The 17,997-nt window shown below is 37.8% G+C and carries 22 protein-coding genes; 9 read left to right on the forward strand and 13 right to left on the reverse strand.

Annotated elements, in window-relative coordinates; all coding sequences use genetic code 11:
• Positions 1-71: 71 nt before the first annotated feature.
• A complete protein-coding gene (gene adk / locus A4G16_RS06780; protein WP_165889250.1) occupies positions 72-716 on the forward strand; it encodes an adenylate kinase in 645 nt (214 codons plus the stop codon).
• Positions 717-786: 70 nt separating this feature from the next.
• Here adk and A4G16_RS06785 read toward each other — a convergent pair whose 3' ends face one another.
• Positions 787-1,635 carry a dihydroorotate dehydrogenase gene (locus A4G16_RS06785; protein WP_165889251.1) on the reverse strand — a complete coding sequence of 283 codons (849 nt, stop codon included), beginning with the start codon at positions 1,633-1,635 and terminating at the stop codon, positions 787-789.
• A 192-nt stretch (positions 1,636-1,827) separates the two neighbouring features.
• Here A4G16_RS06785 and A4G16_RS06790 point away from each other — a divergent pair, with 192 nt between their 5' ends.
• Both A4G16_RS06790 and A4G16_RS06795 read left to right on the forward strand, forming a co-directional pair.
• Positions 1,828-2,043 carry a YdcH family protein gene (locus A4G16_RS06790; RefSeq protein WP_165889252.1) on the forward strand — a complete coding sequence of 72 codons (216 nt, stop codon included), beginning with the start codon at positions 1,828-1,830 and terminating at the stop codon, positions 2,041-2,043.
• A gap of 223 nt (positions 2,044-2,266) precedes the next feature.
• Positions 2,267-2,908: a class I SAM-dependent methyltransferase gene (locus A4G16_RS06795; RefSeq protein WP_165889253.1), complete on the forward strand. Its 642-nt coding sequence runs from the start codon at positions 2,267-2,269 to the stop codon at positions 2,906-2,908.
• A 56-nt stretch (positions 2,909-2,964) separates the two neighbouring features.
• Here the strand turns inward: A4G16_RS06795 and uvrD are convergent, their stop codons facing one another.
• The 3 genes from uvrD to argR are packed head-to-tail and all read right to left on the reverse strand — an operon-like array spanning position 2,965 to position 6,616.
• Complete coding sequence (gene uvrD, locus A4G16_RS06800; RefSeq protein WP_165889254.1) at positions 2,965-5,163, reverse strand: DNA helicase II; 2,199 nt, start codon at positions 5,161-5,163, stop codon at positions 2,965-2,967.
• Positions 5,164-5,203: 40 nt separating this feature from the next.
• Positions 5,204-6,106, reverse strand: coding sequence for a TIGR01777 family oxidoreductase (locus tag A4G16_RS06805; RefSeq protein WP_165889255.1), 903 nt, complete (start codon positions 6,104-6,106; stop codon positions 5,204-5,206).
• Positions 6,107-6,154: 48 nt separating this feature from the next.
• Positions 6,155-6,616, reverse strand: coding sequence for a transcriptional regulator ArgR (gene argR / locus A4G16_RS06810; RefSeq protein ID WP_027074115.1), 462 nt, complete (start codon positions 6,614-6,616; stop codon positions 6,155-6,157).
• 196 nt (positions 6,617-6,812) lie between these two features.
• On the opposite strand from argR, the gene mdh reads away from it, so the two are divergent.
• Entirely contained in the window at positions 6,813-7,772 is a 960-nt protein-coding gene (mdh, locus tag A4G16_RS06815) for a malate dehydrogenase (protein ID WP_165889256.1), read from the forward strand.
• A 72-nt stretch (positions 7,773-7,844) separates the two neighbouring features.
• Complete coding sequence (locus A4G16_RS06820) at positions 7,845-8,138, forward strand: hypothetical protein (protein WP_165889257.1); 294 nt, start codon at positions 7,845-7,847, stop codon at positions 8,136-8,138.
• 48 nt (positions 8,139-8,186) lie between these two features.
• On the opposite strand, the gene A4G16_RS06825 is transcribed toward A4G16_RS06820, so the two are convergent.
• From A4G16_RS06825 to serB, 3 genes are all read right to left on the reverse strand, one after another.
• Positions 8,187-8,360: a DUF5363 domain-containing protein gene (locus tag A4G16_RS06825; protein WP_165889258.1), complete on the reverse strand. Its 174-nt coding sequence runs from the start codon at positions 8,358-8,360 to the stop codon at positions 8,187-8,189.
• 84 nt (positions 8,361-8,444) lie between these two features.
• Entirely contained in the window at positions 8,445-8,936 is a 492-nt protein-coding gene (locus A4G16_RS06830) for a YajQ family cyclic di-GMP-binding protein (RefSeq protein WP_165889259.1), read from the reverse strand.
• A 17-nt stretch (positions 8,937-8,953) separates the two neighbouring features.
• Positions 8,954-9,817, reverse strand: coding sequence for a phosphoserine phosphatase SerB (serB, locus tag A4G16_RS06835; RefSeq protein ID WP_165889260.1), 864 nt, complete (start codon positions 9,815-9,817; stop codon positions 8,954-8,956).
• A gap of 86 nt (positions 9,818-9,903) precedes the next feature.
• Here serB and A4G16_RS06840 point away from each other — a divergent pair, with 86 nt between their 5' ends.
• The gene (locus A4G16_RS06840) at positions 9,904-10,563 is read left to right on the forward strand and encodes a YtjB family periplasmic protein (protein WP_165889261.1); all 660 of its coding nucleotides are present in this window, start codon (positions 9,904-9,906) and stop codon (positions 10,561-10,563) included.
• A 110-nt stretch (positions 10,564-10,673) separates the two neighbouring features.
• Positions 10,674-10,892, forward strand: coding sequence for a translation initiation factor IF-1 (gene infA, locus A4G16_RS06845; protein ID WP_005598198.1), 219 nt, complete (start codon positions 10,674-10,676; stop codon positions 10,890-10,892).
• Positions 10,893-10,953: 61 nt separating this feature from the next.
• Here infA and A4G16_RS06850 read toward each other — a convergent pair whose 3' ends face one another.
• From A4G16_RS06850 to A4G16_RS06875, 6 genes are all read right to left on the reverse strand, one after another.
• Entirely contained in the window at positions 10,954-11,574 is a 621-nt protein-coding gene (locus A4G16_RS06850) for a tetratricopeptide repeat protein (RefSeq protein ID WP_165889262.1), read from the reverse strand.
• Positions 11,571-12,656, reverse strand: a complete 1,086-nt coding sequence (locus A4G16_RS06855; RefSeq protein WP_165889263.1) for a hypothetical protein — start codon at positions 12,654-12,656, stop codon at positions 11,571-11,573. Before A4G16_RS06855 ends, A4G16_RS06850 begins: the two co-directional genes overlap by 4 nt.
• Before the next feature lie 224 nt (positions 12,657-12,880).
• Positions 12,881-14,077, reverse strand: coding sequence for an NAD(P)/FAD-dependent oxidoreductase (locus A4G16_RS06860; RefSeq protein WP_165889264.1), 1,197 nt, complete (start codon positions 14,075-14,077; stop codon positions 12,881-12,883).
• Positions 14,077-14,433 (reverse strand): DsrE/DsrF/TusD sulfur relay family protein, encoded by a 357-nt coding sequence (locus A4G16_RS06865; protein ID WP_165889917.1) that lies wholly within the window; start codon positions 14,431-14,433, stop codon positions 14,077-14,079. The genes A4G16_RS06860 and A4G16_RS06865 overlap by 1 nt, the downstream gene beginning before the upstream one ends.
• A gap of 94 nt (positions 14,434-14,527) precedes the next feature.
• A complete protein-coding gene (locus tag A4G16_RS06870; protein WP_165889265.1) occupies positions 14,528-15,829 on the reverse strand; it encodes an NCS2 family permease in 1,302 nt (433 codons plus the stop codon).
• Between the two features lie 100 nt (positions 15,830-15,929).
• The gene (locus A4G16_RS06875; RefSeq protein WP_165889266.1) at positions 15,930-16,916 is read right to left on the reverse strand and encodes an oxidoreductase; all 987 of its coding nucleotides are present in this window, start codon (positions 16,914-16,916) and stop codon (positions 15,930-15,932) included.
• Between the two features lie 251 nt (positions 16,917-17,167).
• On the opposite strand from A4G16_RS06875, the gene ybfE reads away from it, so the two are divergent.
• Both ybfE and fldA read left to right on the forward strand, forming a co-directional pair.
• Complete coding sequence (gene ybfE / locus A4G16_RS06880; RefSeq protein WP_165889267.1) at positions 17,168-17,443, forward strand: LexA regulated protein; 276 nt, start codon at positions 17,168-17,170, stop codon at positions 17,441-17,443.
• A 5-nt stretch (positions 17,444-17,448) separates the two neighbouring features.
• Positions 17,449-17,973 carry a flavodoxin FldA gene (fldA, locus tag A4G16_RS06885; protein WP_165889268.1) on the forward strand — a complete coding sequence of 175 codons (525 nt, stop codon included), beginning with the start codon at positions 17,449-17,451 and terminating at the stop codon, positions 17,971-17,973.
• Positions 17,974-17,997: the final 24 nt, after the last annotated feature.

Raw genomic sequence — 17,997 nt, forward strand, 5'->3', positions numbered from 1 at the left:
TTTCAGGCAGTAATCGGTAAGGTTACTGCCTAATTAATTTATTATTCTTTTTATTTTAGCGAGGTCCTCAAATGAAAGTGATTTTATTAGGTGCACCGGGTGCAGGCAAAGGTACACAGGCTCAATTTATTATGGGCAAATTCGGTATTCCGCAAATCTCAACGGGCGATATGTTCCGTGCTGCAATCAAAGAAGGAACAGAATTAGGTAAACAAGCAAAAGCCTTAATGGACGAAGGTAAATTAGTACCAGATGAATTAACGGTGGCATTAGTAAAAGATCGTATCGCGCAGCCGGATTGTGCGAATGGTTTCTTATTAGACGGTTTCCCTCGCACAATTCCACAAGCAGATGCATTAAAAGAGTCAGGCGTAAAAATTGATTTAGTGCTAGAGTTTGATGTAGCTGATGAAGTGATCGTTGAGCGTATGAGCGGACGCCGTGTTCACCAACCGTCTGGTCGTACTTACCATGTGGTTTACAACCCACCAAAAGTGGAAGGCAAAGATGATGTAACAGGCGAAGATTTAATTATCCGCCAAGATGATAAACCTGAAACCGTATTAGAGCGTTTGGCGATTTATCATAAACAAACTAAACCATTAGTCGCTTATTATACCGCTGAAGCAGAAGCAGGCAACACGCGTTATGAACGTTTAGACGGTACAAAACCTGTGGAAGAAGTGAGTGCGGAATTAGCGAAAATTTTAGGTTAATCCTTTCTTTTAACCAACAAGCGGTAAAATTTCTTGAAAATTTTACCGCTTGTTTTTTGCTTTAATTCGCTTAAATATAATTTTTCGATAGCATTAAGAAATCATCATAAATCGGTGAAATAAAAATTTCCGGATTTTCCAATTCTGTCTGCTTCGACTTTTCTTCGCTTTTTATCTCAGTCTGTTTTACTTCCCCTGCCTTTTCTACTGAACCCTCGCTATGACTCTCTGATGTAATATTGCTTAAAGCCGGGACAGCGTCCACTTTTTCATTCATGGAAGGTGCTTTTGCTGATAATTCCTGTTCAGCCGGTACGATTGTTTTTTCTGAATTCAATTTAACGTTCTCTTCAACTTCTGTTTCTTCAGCCTTTTTTTCTGTATTGGCTACGATAACCTCTTCCGTTTTTGCTTCAACTGGCTTAGGTTGAGCCTTGTAAGAAGGATCAAGCAATTGACGGCTAATATCCATTTTCGGATCAAGCCAAATAGCGACAATAGCATCACTAAACTCTTTATTAAAAATATCAGATACTACTTTGTCGTTTAAAATAAAATAGCCTCTATCTTCTAAGGCAATGTAATGTAAATTATCTTCCGGTTTGATATCAGGAAAGGTTTTTCTAAGATGAGTAATAACTTCATCAACTTCTTTTTCCGGTAATTTAATGCCTAAATTATTCCAAGTTCTTGCTAGAGAAACGGCAAAATCACGCCCTTCCCACGGTTTTTTATACTGTAAGGTTAACATTAACGGACGAGTACCCTCAGTATAAATGCCTTTTTCCGTAAAAAGCGTAATATTGTAAATATTAAACGGTCCCCACGTATAATCTACTTCATTAATTTTTGTCCAATTTGCATTTGCCGTTCCTACAAATAAAGAAAGCAACATTGAAAAGACCACTTTGTAACGCATTATTTTTGTGTCCTTAAAGATAAAATTCCTACTTGCTATTATAGCGTTAAATACTGCTATCACATATTATAATTTTCGATATAAATTTTGTGATCAAGTTCAAAAAAATAGAAAGATTTAACAGTAAATAAGCAAAAAAGTGCTAGTATTTAAACATAAGAAAATTTCCAAACAACCCTATAGGAGCCAAATATGTTTCCAGAATTTCGTGATTTAATCACACAATTAAAACAAAACGATTTACATTTTGCTCGCTTGTTTGATAAGCATAACGAACTTGATCAACGTATTAAAAATATGGAGGCCAATATAGAACTTGCTACCCACGAAGAAGTTGAGATGCTAAAAAAAGAGAAATTGCACCTAAAAGATCAGCTTTATGCCATTCTAAAACAGAAATCATCCTAAGATTAAGGCAGGAAAAGTCCAGAAAATGCTGGACTTTTTTATTTTAAGACATACAAACGGACACAAAAATCATCGGCTTTTTACATCTTATTTTCTCCAACAGAACAATAACTATAAGGACGCTTTAGTACAAAGTTATCTTTTTGGTTTTTTCCTTTTTGCCAAATAGTTATTAATTCACTAAAATAGTAGAATAAATAAACACTAAAAAGGAAATGAAATAATGATATGCCAACCCAACCAATCATCAGAATATAGCTTCAGTTCTGATTGGTTCAGCCATAATATTCCCAGCTTAAACTCTATTTTTGATCATCTAAAACCACAGCGTATTTTAGAAATCGGGTCTTTTGAAGGGCGTTCAACCGTCTTTTTTATTGAAAAAGCACTTGAATATCAACCAAGTGTGGAAATTACCTGTATCGATAGCTGGGAAGGTGGTGCAGAACATGCAGGGGTCTGGAATATGGGGCAAGTTGAACAAAATTTTGTGCATAATATTAAACTTGCTATAGCACATTACCCAACTGCTACCGTACATAAAAAACGCGGCTATTCACACCCAAGAATGATAGAGCTTCTGGCAAATGGCTATGAAGGCTACTTTGACTATATTTATATTGACGGCTCTCACGAGGCGCCTGATGTATTATTCGATGCTCTACTTGCTCATCGCCTTGTTCGACAAGGAGGAATAATTAGCTTTGATGATTATCTTTGGTCACCAGATAATGAAGGAGAACAAAGACATTATATGTTAGTCAAACCGGCGGTAGATCACTACGTGAATACTTATCAACAGAAACTCCATGTGATCCAAAATTTACCGCCATATCAACTGCATGTGATTAAGAGAAAAGATTAAAATCAGTTTCTCTATTTTGATACCGCTTATTAAAATAGAGAAACGATATTTATCTGCTAAATCTTCTGCAAATTCGCCATTTTAGCAATTAACCATTTTATTCCATTACCCACAAACGCTACTTGCAAGCGGGTTGCCTCGCCTGAGCCTTCCACGTTAATAATCGTACCTTGCCCAAATTTAGCGTGGCTGACTTTCTGGCCCATTTTCCAAGTATCGTCATTTAAGATGGAAGCGGTCGTTTTTTGCGGATTTTTTACAAATGCCGCAGGCTGTGCAAAACTTGCTGCTCGGTTAATCGAGCCTCTTAGACGGACTTCTCGAATGTTTTCTTCCGGCAATTCGGCAATAAAACGCGACGGAATATGGCGCTCTTCCTTACCATATAAACGGCGTAATTCTGCATAGCTGATAGTTAGTTTTTTCTTGGCACGAGTAATGCCCACATAGGCTAAACGCCGTTCTTCTTGCAACCTACCTTCATCAAAGCTCATCCCGCTTGGAAAAATACCCTCTTCTACCCCCACCATAAAGACCCGTGGAAATTCCAAACCTTTTGCTGAATGCAGAGTCATTAATTCCACATAATCTTCATGTTGTGAAGCCTGGGATTCTCCGGCCTCAAGGGAGGCATGAGTTAAAAAGGCAGTAAGGTCAGTTAAATCTTCTGCTTCATCCGGCTTTACAAATTGCTTGGTTGCAGTCACTAACTCTTCCAAGTTCTCAATCCGCACCTCACCTTTTTCGCCTTTTTCTTGCTTGTACATTTCATATAAGCCAGATTTTTTAATCACAAAATCTGTTTGCTCGGCAAGTGACATCTGCTCGGTTTCCTGATCTAAGGCATTAATCAGCTCAACAAAACGTAACAATGCTGAAGCGGCACGCCCTGAAAGTTGCTCTTCTTGAATCGCCACTTGCACTGCTTGCCACAAAGTAATTTGGCGGTTACGGGTAATTTGACGAAGCAGATCTAAGGTGCGATCGCCAATCCCTCGAGTTGGAGTATTAATTACCCGCTCAAACGCAGCATCATCTTGGCGATTGGCAATCAAACGTAAATATGCCAAAGCATCTTTGATTTCTTGGCGTTCAAAGAATCGCATTCCACCATAAATCCGGTAAGGAATATTCGCTTGAATTAAGGCTTCTTCAATCACGCGGGATTGGCTGTTGCTACGGTAAAGCACCGCACATTCGCTCAAATAGCCCTCATCTTCTTTCCATTGTTTGATTTGTGAAGCAATAAAGCGAGCTTCATCTAACTCGTTGAACGCACAGTAAATATCCACCGGTTCGCCATCACCACTGTCTGTCCATAAATTTTTACCTAACCGGTTGTCGTTGTTGGCAATCAGCTCATTCGCACAATTTAGAATATGGCCTGTCGAGCGGTAATTTTGTTCCAAACGAATAGTTTGAGCATTGTCATAATCATCCAGAAAACGTTGGATATTTTCCACTTGAGCCCCACGCCAGCCGTAAATGGATTGGTCGTCATCGCCCACAATCATCACTTTGCCGGAATTGCCCGCCAGCAAGCGGATCAAATCATACTGAATGTTGTTAGTATCTTGGAACTCATCAATCAAAATATGCTGAAAACGTTGCTGATAACGCTGTAAAATTGCAGGCTTATGTTTGAATAATTCATAAGCACGAATCAGCAACTCGGCAAAATCCAAAAGACCGGCACGATCGCAAGCATCTTGATAAATTTGATAGATCTCAACCAATTTTTTCTCATTGGGATCGTTGTGGTGTTCGATCTCTTTTGCCCGTTTTCCTTTATCTTTTTGTGCATTGATATACCAAGCAACATGTTTTGGTGGGAAATGTTTTTCATCAATATTATGCAGTTTGAGCAAGCGTTTAAGCAAACGTTGCTGATCTTCGGTGTCCATAATTTGGAAATCTTGTGGCAAACCGGCATCCAAATAATGCGAACGCAGCAAGCGGTTGGCAATGCTATGAAAAGTGCCAACCCACATACCAAACAGACGATTACTACTCGATTGAGAAAGCGTATGCTCAATTCTGTGTCGCATTTCTGCTGCAGCTTTATTAGTAAAGGTTACCGCCAAAATATTCGATTCCGGCACATTTTCTACGCCAATCAGCCAAGCAATACGATGAGTTAGCACCCGTGTTTTGCCCGAACCTGCACCGGCTAATACTAAATAGTTGCCAATAGGAGCAGCAACCGCTTCTCGCTGCCTGTCATTTAAACCGTCTAACAATAATGAAAAATCCATAAAACACCTTTTAATATGTTCTTTTATACAGCATTATAGCTTATTTTGGTGCTTTAAGAAAAACTTTCTCGCTTAAAAGCGGATTTTGGAATTGAAACCCTGCTCTCTCTAATTTTTCAGGAATGACTTGCTGATTGTCTAATAGCAAGCTTGCTCGCTCGCCCAATAGTAATTTCAGTATAAATGCCGGAACATGAAAAATAGCAGGTATTTTCACCGCACTGGCAAGTGCTTGATTAAATTCAGCATTGGTAACCGGATTCGGAGCAACAAAATTAAATGCCCCAGAACAATTTGCATTTTTCAGTAAAAAGATAACCGCTTGTACGTGATCTTGTAGGCTTATCCAACCCCAATATTGCTTGCCTGAACCAAGTTTTCCGCCTAAGCCCCATTTATAAAGAGGCAACATCTTTTTTAAAGCTCCACCATTAGGTGAAAGCACCATGCCTGTACGAATAAGGCAAACTCGGGTTTTCTCACTCGCTGCTTTTAAAGCTTCATTTTCCCACGCTTGACAGAGTGTGGAGGCAAAATCGCCGGCAATACAAGCGGTCGATTCTGTATAAAAATTTGCAGACTGTGGCAAATCGCCATAAATTCCAATCGCGGAACCGGAAAGAAAAGTATGCGGAGGCTGTTGGCTTTGCTGAATTAATTTACTCAATTTAGCAGTAACCTCTATACGACTTTTAAACAGTTTTTCTTTCTGCCTTTCTGTCCAATACTTATCAAAAATAGGCTCTCCGGCAAAATTAATCACAACATCAAAATCATTCAGATCGGAAAACTCATCTAACGAATAACAATACTGAATCTGTTTATCATCACTTTTCAGTTCTCTATTTCTAGTTAAAAGAGTAAAGTGATGATTTTCAGATTTTAAGCATCTGACTAATTCAGTGCCAATAAAGCCTGTACCGCCTGTTACTAAAATTTTCATAAATACTCCTTAACATAAAGGAGGGCATAAGCCCTCCTTCAAAATTAACTATAATGATGTTTCAAATAATTCTGTAATCTTCTTGGTTAAATCTTCGGTTAGCACATGACGAACCGGCGTAATGAAAATAGTATCGTCACCTGCAATCGTACCTAAGATCCCCTCTGATTTGCCGATAGAATCCAATAAACGGGCAATAAGCTGTGCCGCGCCTGGGCTGGTTTTCACGACAATCAATGCTTCGTTATAATCAACATCTACTACCAAATTTTTTAATGGACTGGATGTAGTCGGCACGCTGAGCTCTGCCGGAAGCTGATAAACCATCTCCATTTTAGTGTTACGTGTTCTCACCGCACCAAATTTAGAGAGCATTCGAGATACTTTCGATTGGTTTATGTTATCAAACCCCATTTCCTGCAATGCAGCTACAATTTCACCTTGTGAACCGAATTTTTCTTCTTTTAATAGTAATTTAAAAGCTTCTGAAAGCTTATCTAATTTATCCACAGTTGTCTCTTATTCATTTAAATATCAAAATATTCACAATTTTTGCTTATCTATGCAAAAAAAGCAATCGACTTACAAAAAAATCCCACAAAAATTTGCTGTATGTCTCAAAAATGAAAATTCGTGTTTGAATCAGAATATAAATTCTCATACACTATCTTTCATTAAATTTCTATCACTTTTTAGGAGAATATTTATGTCTAAAAAAGTCGCACTTTTAGGTTCAGCAGGTGGAATTGGTCAATCTCTAGCCCTATTATTAAAACTCAATTTACCGGCACAAACCGAATTAGCTCTTTATGATATTGCCCCTGTTACACCGGGTGTTGCGGTGGATTTAAGCCATATTCCAACCGGTGTAAAAGTTAGCGGATACGTAGGCGATGATCTTGCCCCCGCACTTGAAAATGCAGATTTAGTAGTAATTTCTGCAGGTGTTGCCCGTAAACCAGGAATGACACGCGCAGATTTATTCAACACAAATGCAAGCATTGTCTATAAATTGGTAGAAAAAGCAGCTCAAGTTTGCCCTAATGCTTGTATCGCTATTATTACTAACCCTGTAAATACTCTAATTCCAATTGCAGCAGATGTATTGAAAAAAGCTGGGGTTTACGACAAACGTAAATTATTCGGTGTAACCACATTGGATGTTATCCGTGCAGAAACTTTTGTAGCTGAAACAAAAGGCGAAAACGTGAAATATGTGAAAGTGCCTGTTGTGGGTGGTCATTCTGCACCGACTATCCTCCCATTATTATCTCAAGCAACCGCAAATGGTCTAAAACTTGAATTTACTCAAGAAGAAGTTGAGCGTTTAACTCATCGTATTCAAAATGCAGGAACAGAAGTCGTTGAAGCAAAAGCAGGTGGTGGCTCAGCAACTTTATCCATGGCGGAAGCTGCAGCACGCTTCGTATGTGGTGTTTTACGAGGATTAATGGGCGAAGATGTCATCCGTTATGCTTATATTGATAGCGATGATTCTCGCTACTCACCATTCTTCGCCTACCCGATTCGTTTCGGCCTCAATGGCGTAGAACAAGTGCTTTCTATCGGCTCGCTAAGCGAATATGAGCAAAAACAGTTAGAACAATTAATTCCGGTCTTAAATGATGAAATCGCACAAGGTGCGAATTTCAGCGTTAACGGTTAAAAACAAGATAAGGGTTGAGTAATCAGCCCTTTTTTTATACATTATAAGAAAAACCAGCAAAAGGAAGTGATTATGAAAGCATATAAACTAGGCATAATTGCCTGTATTACATTAGGTCTTGCCGCTTGCTCATCAAAGCAGGCTGTTAATGTAGTAAAAGGGGATGAAAATATCGACTATTCCCAGCCTAAAAATATTCATATTAGTGAGTCTAATACTACACCTGAGGTTCAAAAAATAGAACAAGTAAAACCAAGAAATGCCACAGCACTTTGCGCTAATGGGAGCTATTCTATTGACATACAAAACCCTTGTGCTAATGAAGGGGGCGTTAAATTAAGGTTCTCACACTATTACGCCGATTAATTCAATTTTCTCAAAAAAAGCACAATGATAATAACCATTGTGCTTTTTTTAATCTTTTTCTTGACTTGACTTTTTAGACTCTTTTTCCGGCTCCGGGTCAAACTTTACTATCGGTACACAGCCACGACAAGCCCCTTGATTTACGCCCAGCTCATCACAAAAATGATCATACTTTTCTAAGGCTTTTTTAAACCAGCCTTTCTTTTCTGTTTGTTCGCTCATGCTACCCTCTAAACTTTCTAGATTTAGGCTTACAAGCGGTTAAATTTCGTAATTTTTTTACCAAAAACCACCGCTTGTATCCCATTAATCACGGAAATTATTGAATTGGAACGGTTGTCCTAAATCAGCACCTTTTACTAACTGAATCGCTGCTTGTAAATCATCACGAGATTTGCCGGTAACGCGCACTTGATCTCCTTGAATCTGAGCCTGCACTTTGATTTTTGAATCTTTAATCAGCTTAGTAATTTTCTTCGCCATATCGGACTCAATACCTTGTTTGAGCTTGATCTCTTTTGAATAGAGCTTACCATGATGCTCGCTCTCAGAAGGAATATCCAGAGAGTTATGCTCAATATCGCGTTTCACGCAAGAGCCAATTAAAATTTCCAGTAGCTGCTCTAATTGGAAATCCGATTCGGTTGTAAGCTTAATGCTTTCATTTTTCTCGTTTAATTCAATAATCGCTTCAACGCCACGGAAGTCATAACGAGTGCTTAATACACGGTTTGCATTTTCCACCGCATTACGTACTTCATGCAGGGTGATTTCAGATACAATATCAAATGATGGCATTTTTTGTTCCTCTAAAATTAACTTTTAAATAAATTATTCGCATTGAGTAAAACACATAATGCGGTTAAATCACCAAAGTTTACCACAAAATTTGCTTGTTCTTGCACTTTTGGTTTTGCATGCAAGGCAACACCTAAGCTTGCCGTTTTTAACATTGGCAAATCATTCGCTCCATCGCCTACCGCAACCCACTGATTTTTCGGAATATCAAACTCTTTCGCTAAATGCTGTAAAGTTTCTGCCTTAAATTGAGCATCTACCACTTTACCTAGCACGTTACCGGTAAGTTTTTGCTCCACAATTTCAAGTTGGTTCGATACTGCAAAATCAAGCTCATATTTTTCTTTCAGATAATCAGCAAAATAGTCAAAACCACCGGAGGCAATCGCCAATTTCCAGCCATTTGCTTTAAGAGTGGAAACCATAAGCTCAAAACCATCCATAAGCGGTAGATTTTCTCTTACTTTTTGCAAAATGCTTTCAGGGGCATTTTCCAATGTGCCGACACGTTTACGCAAACTTTGCTCAAAATCCAATTCGCCCCGCATTGCACTTGCGGTAATCGCTAATACCACCTCACCGGTGCCTGCAAGCTTGGCAATTTCATCAATACATTCAATTTTAATGGCGGTCGAATCCATATCCATCAGTAATAAACCCGCTTGATTAAGGTTTGGAACGATGTTCAGATCACTGATGTCCGCATTCACATTTTTTGCCGTTTCACGCAGTTCGCAAGCGGTTAAATTTGTGTCAAAAAATGCAATTTTATAGCCTAAATAAACCGCTTGTTTACGCAAAGTAGCATTTGCTTGCTGAGAAAACTGCTCAATTTCGTTTTCTGTCAAGGTTTTTGAATAGATAAAAAGAGTGTTTGTCATAGTCTGTTTTTGTGAAGTTTAAAATTTACTACGTTAATCTAACAGAAAACCGTGCTACAATCACGTATCATTTTAAGGGGATTTTAATGTATATCACTCGTGAAAAAATCGCAAAAACGCTTTTACTCGCAGGCATTACATTGATCTGTGCCGGAATCATTGCGGTTATTCTAATGGGCGTAAATCAATTTAAATTTGGCTCGCAACTTGCCAGCATCAACCAAGTATCCAATCTGTCACATTTATTGGTACGCCAACAAGCAAATCTGTTCTCCTTTTTGCTGGTGAAAAATGCTAAAACAGAAGAGTTAGCTGATGCGTTAGATAGCTTTGCTAAAGAAAACTTTATTATTGATGCTAATATCTATTCGCCCTCAGGCATGCTGCTTGCCAGCAGCCAAAATGCAAAAAATTTAAAAACCTTACTACATTCTGATCAGGTAGAAAAAACACAGCAGATTGTAGAACCGATTTTCTCTCAACAAATGCTGGTAGGTTTTTTGCGAGTCACATTTGATGCACAATATGGACAAACGACAAAAGCCAGAGTTGAACAGCAATTCCACCAACTTTATGGTGAGATGATTATTTTGGTGTTAACCGGTATTTTATTGGCAGGTAGTTTTTATTACTACTTCCGCCGTAAAATTCACCACACTCATGCGGTTTCAAGACCGATACTAAATAAAACAAAAACACAAACACAGCGATTCCATTCTCGTCGCCGTTTGCTGCAACGGAAATAGTTAGCACTGAGAGAGATAAACGATTGTAATTTGAGCGAATAAGCGTATAATATCCGCCGTTTTTCGCCAAAAGGCAATAGCATAAAAAATAAAACTTAAAAGAGGAATAAATGGCTAAAGAAGATTGCATTGAGATGCAAGGTACAATTTTAGAAACCTTACCAAACACGATGTTTCGTGTGGAATTAGAAAATGGTCATGTAGTAACTGCACACATTTCAGGTAAAATGCGTAAAAACTATATCCGTATTTTAACCGGCGATAAAGTTACCGTTGAAATGACCCCATACGACTTAAGCAAAGCACGTATTATTTTCCGTGCAAGATAATTAATTCGTTCAAAAATAACAATCCGTATACAATATACGGATTGTTATTTTTCTTTATATCCTATTTTTGATGGGACATATTGTAATAAGGCACGATTTCATTATCCCAATTTTTTATAATATATTGAAATTTACTACTACCTAAATTAGCTGCTTTTTGAGCATACTCCCTCGCTTTCTCAAGATTTCTACCTACTCCTATACCATTGAAATAAGAATTAAATAAATTATCTATCGCCATAACAGAGTTAAGAGCAGCCGCCTTTTCATAATAAAATAATGCTTTTTCTCTTTGTCTTGGTTCGGAATAAAAATCATACATATTTCCAATGAAAAAAATAGCTAATTGATGCTTATTATTTAATGAATATGTCTTTTCATAGTAATACATTGATAGTTTACACTTCTTAATATCTATAATATCATAGTTTGAATCTAAACAGCCTTTGTGATGATAAATAGAAGCAAGTAGATAAGCACTATCCGCATTTTTCTCTGCATTTTGTACAAGTCGAGAAAATTCTTTCTCAGTTCTAGGCGGAGGAGCCTTTTTTACTATTGATTTGTCATAATCTAATTCAAAAGGATAGTAATTAAATTCTAAAAGAGGATTTTTTGAGATAGAATTTGCATTATTCATAAGTATTACTCCAAGTATTATTACCGATAATATCTTTTTCATAAAATTGCCTCGGATTTTGTATCATCAAAATAATTATTGGGTATAACATCTATAACATTATTATACGTATATTCTGAAGCAGAAATACTAGAATCTCTATCATTAGATTCACTATTATCAACAATACTATTTTCCCTGAAGAAAACATCTACCATTTCAATGACTTTACCATTCTCTAGTAAAATTTCTGATTTAGTTTGATGAAAATTACCATGTTCATCAAAAGTACGAATATCAGTTTCTTTTAAAGATATTTCTTTTATGCTAAATTGATTTAAAGAGTAAATTTCATCTAATTGTGAAACCTTATCGCTATTTTTATCTATCCACAATTTTAGATTTTCCCAGCTTTCATCTTCTTGATTAATTTTTCCATCATTATTTGAATCATATATAGAAAGGGCATTAAAGCCATCTTTTGCATAAGAACCATCTTTGAGTTCACTATATCCCCCAAAAAGTTCATTTCCTGATATATTATTATCCTGATTTTTATCTATAACCAGAAACGCATCATTTTTATTTATCCAACCTGTTTTATAAAAATCTCCTTTTCCACTAAAATCAAACATTAAATCGCTATCTATCGTAGATATTCCATCTCCATCAAGATCAATTACTAAAGGAGTTAAATAATTATCTGCAATATGTTGTAAATTCTCTAATATTTTATCTGGCGTTATTGCTAATTTTAATGGAATACCTAAGGAATTAGCTATCTTATTAACAAACCCGATACAATTATTACCAATTAATGAGTAAGTTTCGGGTTTTATTTTTCCACTTTTTAGACCATCATAAATAGCTGAAAATTGATGAACTAAATCGCTATTATTCATTGATAGTAAAGTTAAGCTAGAAGCATCTTTATAGCGAATATGGTCATTAAAAGATATATTATCAGATGCAGTCCCCCAATTATCCCCTGGACTAAACCCTAACGACATGGTTTTATAAGTATGAGTTACAGGATCAAATTTTGTAGCTCCAATAAAGACATGTCCAAATTTGGATTCTCCGACTTTACCATTATCAACGAAAGTACTATTTTTAGGAGCAACAAAGAAAGTAATGGATTCCACAACACCAAACATAGATTTAGGGAGATTAGAATGCAGATTTCTGAATTCCTATTTTGTTACAGAGTAATGTTTAGCCATTTTTCCACCTCACATAGAAATATTGATTTAAAACTCACAGTACTAAATGAGAACAAATTCATTAAACACAATAATTAAAAAATATCAATAGATTTCTTTAAAAATAGTTGATTTATTACAATGTATAGTAAAGTATCATTATTACTTTACGTCTTACCTTTTTCAATAACCCCTTCCGCACAGGCAAAAGCCGATGACCAAGCCCATTGGAAATTATAGCCACCAAGCCAGCCAGTAACATCTAGTACTTCGCCGATAAAATAAAGCCCTTCAACGTTTTTTGCTTCCATCGTTTTAGATGAGATAAAATCAGTATCAACTCCACCTTTTGTCACTTCAGCGGTACGATAACCTTCAGTGCCATTAGGCAAGAAATGCCAGTGGTGGATAAATTGGTCTAAAAACGCTAAGTCAGCCTTGCTTAGCTGAGCGATAACTTTATCCGTAACTAAGTTTTGTACTAACCAAAGATCCACTAATTTTTTCGGGAAATAGCGTCCTAATACGGTTTTTAGCTGTAATTTCGGCGAAGATTGGCGAAGATCGTTTAATATCCCAACAATAGAGTCTGAAGGCAACAGATCAATTTCTACCGTTTCGCCCAACTCCCAATAATTTGAGATCTGCAAAATCGCTGGTCCTGATAAACCACGATGAGTAAATAACATCTGATTATTGAAACTTTTACCGTTGCTTGAAACAGTCACCGGAATCGCAATACCTGAAAGCTCGGTAAAATATTTATCACTCTCTTTCCAAGTAAAAGGCACAAGGCTGGCTCGAGGTGAGGTGACAGGAATTCCAAACTGCTCTGCGATTTGATAGCCAAAAGGGCTGGCACCTAATGCAGGCATAGATAAACCACCTGTAGCAATCACTAAATTATCAGTTTGGAATTGTTCACTAGCGGTCGAAATTTGGAAAAAATTTGCAAATTTTTCTACAGAAATGACCGCTTGTCGGAGGAAAATCTCGACATTACCTTTATCACATTCCGCCTTAAGTAAATCAACAATCTGCTCTGAGCTCTCGTCACAAAACAGCTGCCCCAGTTCTTTTTCGTGATAGCTGATGCCATAGGCTGCCACCAAGGAGATAAAATCCCATTGAGTATAGCGAGAAAGGGCGGATTTCACAAAATGGCGGTTTTGGCTAAGGTAGTTCGCTGCACTCACATCCATATTAGTAAAATTGCAAAAGCCACCACCAGACATTAAAATTTTCCGCCCGATTTTCTTGCCGCTATCTAAAACCGCAACTTTCTTGCCGGCTTGTCCGAGTTGTGCACCGCAGAACAAGCCCGCGGCCCCTGCACCAATAATGACGACATCAAATTTTTGCATTAGAAATTAAGTACCTTATCCGCTTCAAACGTCCAATCCGCCAATTCAATTAAAGTGCCGATTTCCACCCCATCCGCAAGCGGTAAATCAGTTATGCCACGAGCATTGGTGCAAGTCTTACAGAGTTTCACCCTAGCGCCTTGGGCAGTTAGAATTTCAAGCATCTGCTGTAAATGATAACCTTCAGCCGGATTTTGTTTGGCAAGCCCTGCAGTGACTGCATCAGACATTAAAAACAGTTTGATTTCAGTGCTGGTTTTATGTTGCTCTTGAATTTGTAACGCCAAACGTAATGCACTGAAAAAACATTCATTGCCATAAGGAGCGGAATTGATGATAAAAAGCAGCTTTTGAATTGAGTTTGACATGTTTTACCTCGGAATACACGAAACACACAGATAATAAAGTTCCCTCCTCTAACAGGAGGGATAACATGAAGAGTCTACCAAATTAATGAGCATCAGCCCAAATAAATTTCGTAATAAAGAGTAAAGAAACCACTACCACAGAGAGGTTAATTTCTTTCCAACGCCCTGTACAAGCTTTCATTATACAGTAGCTAATAAAGCCAAATGCAATTCCTTCCGTAATTGAGTAAGTAAATGGCATCATTGCTGTAGTAATAAAAGCCGGGGTTGCTTCAGTTAAATCATCCCATTTTACTTCAATTAGGCTAGACGCCATTAAGATACCAACAAAGACTAATGCACCTGCTGTCGCATAGGCCGGTACTAATCCGGCAAGGGGTGAAAAGAAAATAGTTAACAGAAATAATACACCAACAACTACCGCAGTTAAGCCTGTACGACCACCAACAGAAACACCTGAACCACTTTCAATATAGGTGCTGACAGCCGAAGTACCCATATAAGAACCGGCCATAGCAGCCGTACTATCGACTAATAACGCCTGTTTCATTCTTGGGAAACAACCTTGTTCATCTGCAAAACCGGCTTTGGTTGTAACCGCAATTAATGTGCCTGATGAATCAAATAAATTCACTAACATAAATGAAAAAATAATCCCCAACAATGCCACATCAAAGGCACCGGCAATATCTACTTGACCTACAACAGCGCCTAAGCTTGGAGGCATAGAAACAATACCATTAAAGCTAACCGCAGGATCAAATACCAATGCTAAGGCAGTTACCACTACAATAGAAACCAACACCCCTGAATGAATACCTTTAGCAGCAAGAACCACAATAATGAAGAAGCCTAAAATCCCCATCAGTACCTTTGGATCATGCAGATTTCCTAAAGTCACTAATGTATCTGGATTTGCAACCACTATCCCCATATTTTTAAAGCCGATTAACGCAATAAATAAGCCAATCCCAGCACCTATGCCAACTCGCAAACCTAGCGGAATTGATGACATAAACCAGTAGCGAACCTGCAAGACAGTTAATAGGAATAAAGCGACAGAACCTAAGAAAATGGCTCCCATCCCCACCTGCCAAGAGTAGCCCAATTTTTGTACTACCACAAAGGCAAAGAAAGCATTTAACCCCATTGCCGGTGCCAGTGCAATCGGCAAGTTACTGAATAGCCCCATCGCAATAGTACCAAATGCCGCAATTAAGCAAGTGGTGACGAACACTACCTGAGTATCCATTCCTGCTACGCCAAGAATAGAAGGGTTTACAAATACAATATAAACCATGGTGAAAAAAGTGGTAATGCCCGCAACAATCTCGGTTTTCGCATTACTGCCCTTTGCTTTAAGCTGAAATAATTTTTCTAACATAAGACCTTCGGAACTTAATTAAATGAAATAACAACGCCCAAGCAATCGTTTGCTCGGGCGTTGGTGATTTTTATCACGTAATCCGTTTTTTGGCAAGTAATTAATACTCTAAAACTAATTTTAGTAACTCAACTGCGAGGAAAGCCAAACTAAAACGCTGCTCATCGGCCACACTCCAAAACTGGAGCTGATTTTCTGATTTCATTAATAACTGGCTGATTTCTAATGCATTCACATCCTCGTTTTCACCATTTTTTACGGCTGTAATCACAGATTCTTCGTTAAAATTAATCCAAGTAGAAACTTTCCATGACTCACTCAACGTTTCCGCTTCTAATTGATATTCCGATTGCACTGAAACCATTTGTGACACACCATAAAACACAGGTACTTGCACTGTGTGGAATGTCGTACAAGCGGTTAAATTAGGCAAAACTTTTGCAAGTTGTAGTTCAAAGGCTTTCGAAAATGGGAGATTTTTTTCTTCCCCTTGCACGCTTGCCGGCACAACATCAAAGGCAATACGCTGCGCATTTTCATCAAATGGAATACCATTTAATAAACGAGCGGTCTGACCTGCCAGTTCTTTGACTTTATCATCGCCAAAATAGGCCGATGGTAAAAGCGAGGTTACAAAAATTTGCTTTAACGGCTGATCTAACAGTGGCTTTAATGCCAAAGCCAGTTGTGACACTTGTGGATTGGCAAGGGCTACAATATTTCGCTCACGTAAATTAGCAACATGCTCATCATTTACACTTGGTACAATCACCGGCACATCACCAATTAAAGCGGTAATTCCATATAAATCCAAAATCACACAGCCTGCTTTCACAGCTTCAGCCAGGACTTCCGCCTGAGCCATTTTGCCGGCAAAAAACACATGGGTAAATTCTGACCAATTCACTTGATCTAGAGCATATTGAGCCACTGCTTTTGCCCCAAAACGTAAATTCTGCTCCTCACCAAAAGGTTCTAGCTCAACAGCTGAAATGCTTTCAATAGATAAATCACTATTTTCTAATGCTTCAAGTAATTTTTCCGCTAACGTAAAATCACCGGCAATTGCTAAATGAATATTTGACACAGATGCTCCTTTCTCATTATCTGATAATTGAGGGAATTATATGCTAAAAAGCAGTAAGTTACATAAGCAATCTAACAAGCGGTTAAATTTTGCTGATTTTTTGCAAAGTTTAAATAAAAAAACACCGCTTGTTTTCACTGTGATTGACTTTTCAAATGAATGGATATTTGATATAGTTCATAACTTAAAAGTAGCTTCTCATTCTCATTAATGAGAAATAAAAAGAGGCAAAAGCCCAATATTAAAAAGAAATGGCAAAACAAGATTCAGATTGTATTACATTAGATCTGTTTGCGACGGTACCAAAAGTTGGGCGTCCTCGTACAAACCCTCTTGATAGAGAACAACAAATTCGTATCAATAAACGTAACCAACTAAAGCGAGATAAGTCTTCTGGCTTAAAGCGGGTGGAATTGAAATTACATTCGGATTTAGTGCAGTTATTAGAGGAACAGGCGTCTGAACGTGGGGTTTCACGCGGGCAGTTGATTGAAATAATTCTAAATAATTATATCAAAAATAGGTAGTAAAAATGGCAGTTGTAGGTTTATTTTACGGTAGCGATACAGGCAATACCGAAAATATTTCGAAGATGATTCAGAAGAAATTAGGGGCTGAATTGATTGATATTCGAGATATTGCAAAAAGCACAAAAGAAGATATTGAAGCATACGATTTTCTAATGTTTGGTATCCCAACTTGGTATTATGGCGAATCTCAAGCAGATTGGGATGACTTTATGCCAACCCTTAAAGAGATTGATTTTAACGGTAAAGTTGTGGCTATTTTTGGCTGTGGTGACCAAGAAGATTACGCAGAATACTTCTGCGATGCGATGGGAACCATTCGTGATATTGTAGAACCAAACGGTGGAGTGATTGTTGGTCATTGGCCAACGGAAGGTTATACTTTCGAAGTTTCACAAGCATTAGTAGATGAAAATACTTTTGTCGGCTTGTGTATTGATGAAGATCGCCAACCGGAATTAACTACAGAGCGTGTTAATAAATGGTGCGAACAATTAAGCAAAGAAATGTGTTTAGATCAATTAGCATAATTACTTTCAAGATAAATAGGTGAC

This window comes from Mannheimia granulomatis (genome assembly GCF_011455695.1).
Taxonomy (GTDB): domain Bacteria; phylum Pseudomonadota; class Gammaproteobacteria; order Enterobacterales; family Pasteurellaceae; genus Mannheimia; species Mannheimia granulomatis_A.

What these genes read in the sequence shown, in the direction of transcription:
- adk (WP_165889250.1), top strand. Translation starts at nt 72, where the DNA reads ATGAAAGTGATTTTATTAGGTGCACCGGGTGCAGGCAAAGGTACACAG.
- A4G16_RS06785 (WP_165889251.1), bottom strand. Translation starts at nt 1,635, where the DNA reads ATGCGTTACAAAGTGGTCTTTTCAATGTTGCTTTCTTTATTTGTAGGA.
- A4G16_RS06790 (WP_165889252.1), top strand. Translation starts at nt 1,828, where the DNA reads ATGTTTCCAGAATTTCGTGATTTAATCACACAATTAAAACAAAACGAT.
- A4G16_RS06795 (WP_165889253.1), top strand. Translation starts at nt 2,267, where the DNA reads ATGATATGCCAACCCAACCAATCATCAGAATATAGCTTCAGTTCTGAT.
- uvrD (WP_165889254.1), bottom strand. Translation starts at nt 5,163, where the DNA reads ATGGATTTTTCATTATTGTTAGACGGTTTAAATGACAGGCAGCGAGAA.
- A4G16_RS06805 (WP_165889255.1), bottom strand. Translation starts at nt 6,106, where the DNA reads ATGAAAATTTTAGTAACAGGCGGTACAGGCTTTATTGGCACTGAATTA.
- mdh (WP_165889256.1), top strand. Translation starts at nt 6,813, where the DNA reads ATGTCTAAAAAAGTCGCACTTTTAGGTTCAGCAGGTGGAATTGGTCAA.
- A4G16_RS06820 (WP_165889257.1), top strand. Translation starts at nt 7,845, where the DNA reads ATGAAAGCATATAAACTAGGCATAATTGCCTGTATTACATTAGGTCTT.
- A4G16_RS06825 (WP_165889258.1), bottom strand. Translation starts at nt 8,360, where the DNA reads ATGAGCGAACAAACAGAAAAGAAAGGCTGGTTTAAAAAAGCCTTAGAA.
- A4G16_RS06830 (WP_165889259.1), bottom strand. Translation starts at nt 8,936, where the DNA reads ATGCCATCATTTGATATTGTATCTGAAATCACCCTGCATGAAGTACGT.
- serB (WP_165889260.1), bottom strand. Translation starts at nt 9,817, where the DNA reads ATGACAAACACTCTTTTTATCTATTCAAAAACCTTGACAGAAAACGAA.
- A4G16_RS06840 (WP_165889261.1), top strand. Translation starts at nt 9,904, where the DNA reads ATGTATATCACTCGTGAAAAAATCGCAAAAACGCTTTTACTCGCAGGC.
- infA (WP_005598198.1), top strand. Translation starts at nt 10,674, where the DNA reads ATGGCTAAAGAAGATTGCATTGAGATGCAAGGTACAATTTTAGAAACC.
- A4G16_RS06850 (WP_165889262.1), bottom strand. Translation starts at nt 11,574, where the DNA reads ATGAAAAAGATATTATCGGTAATAATACTTGGAGTAATACTTATGAAT.
- A4G16_RS06860 (WP_165889264.1), bottom strand. Translation starts at nt 14,077, where the DNA reads ATGCAAAAATTTGATGTCGTCATTATTGGTGCAGGGGCCGCGGGCTTG.
- A4G16_RS06870 (WP_165889265.1), bottom strand. Translation starts at nt 15,829, where the DNA reads ATGTTAGAAAAATTATTTCAGCTTAAAGCAAAGGGCAGTAATGCGAAA.
- ybfE (WP_165889267.1), top strand. Translation starts at nt 17,168, where the DNA reads ATGGCAAAACAAGATTCAGATTGTATTACATTAGATCTGTTTGCGACG.
- fldA (WP_165889268.1), top strand. Translation starts at nt 17,449, where the DNA reads ATGGCAGTTGTAGGTTTATTTTACGGTAGCGATACAGGCAATACCGAA.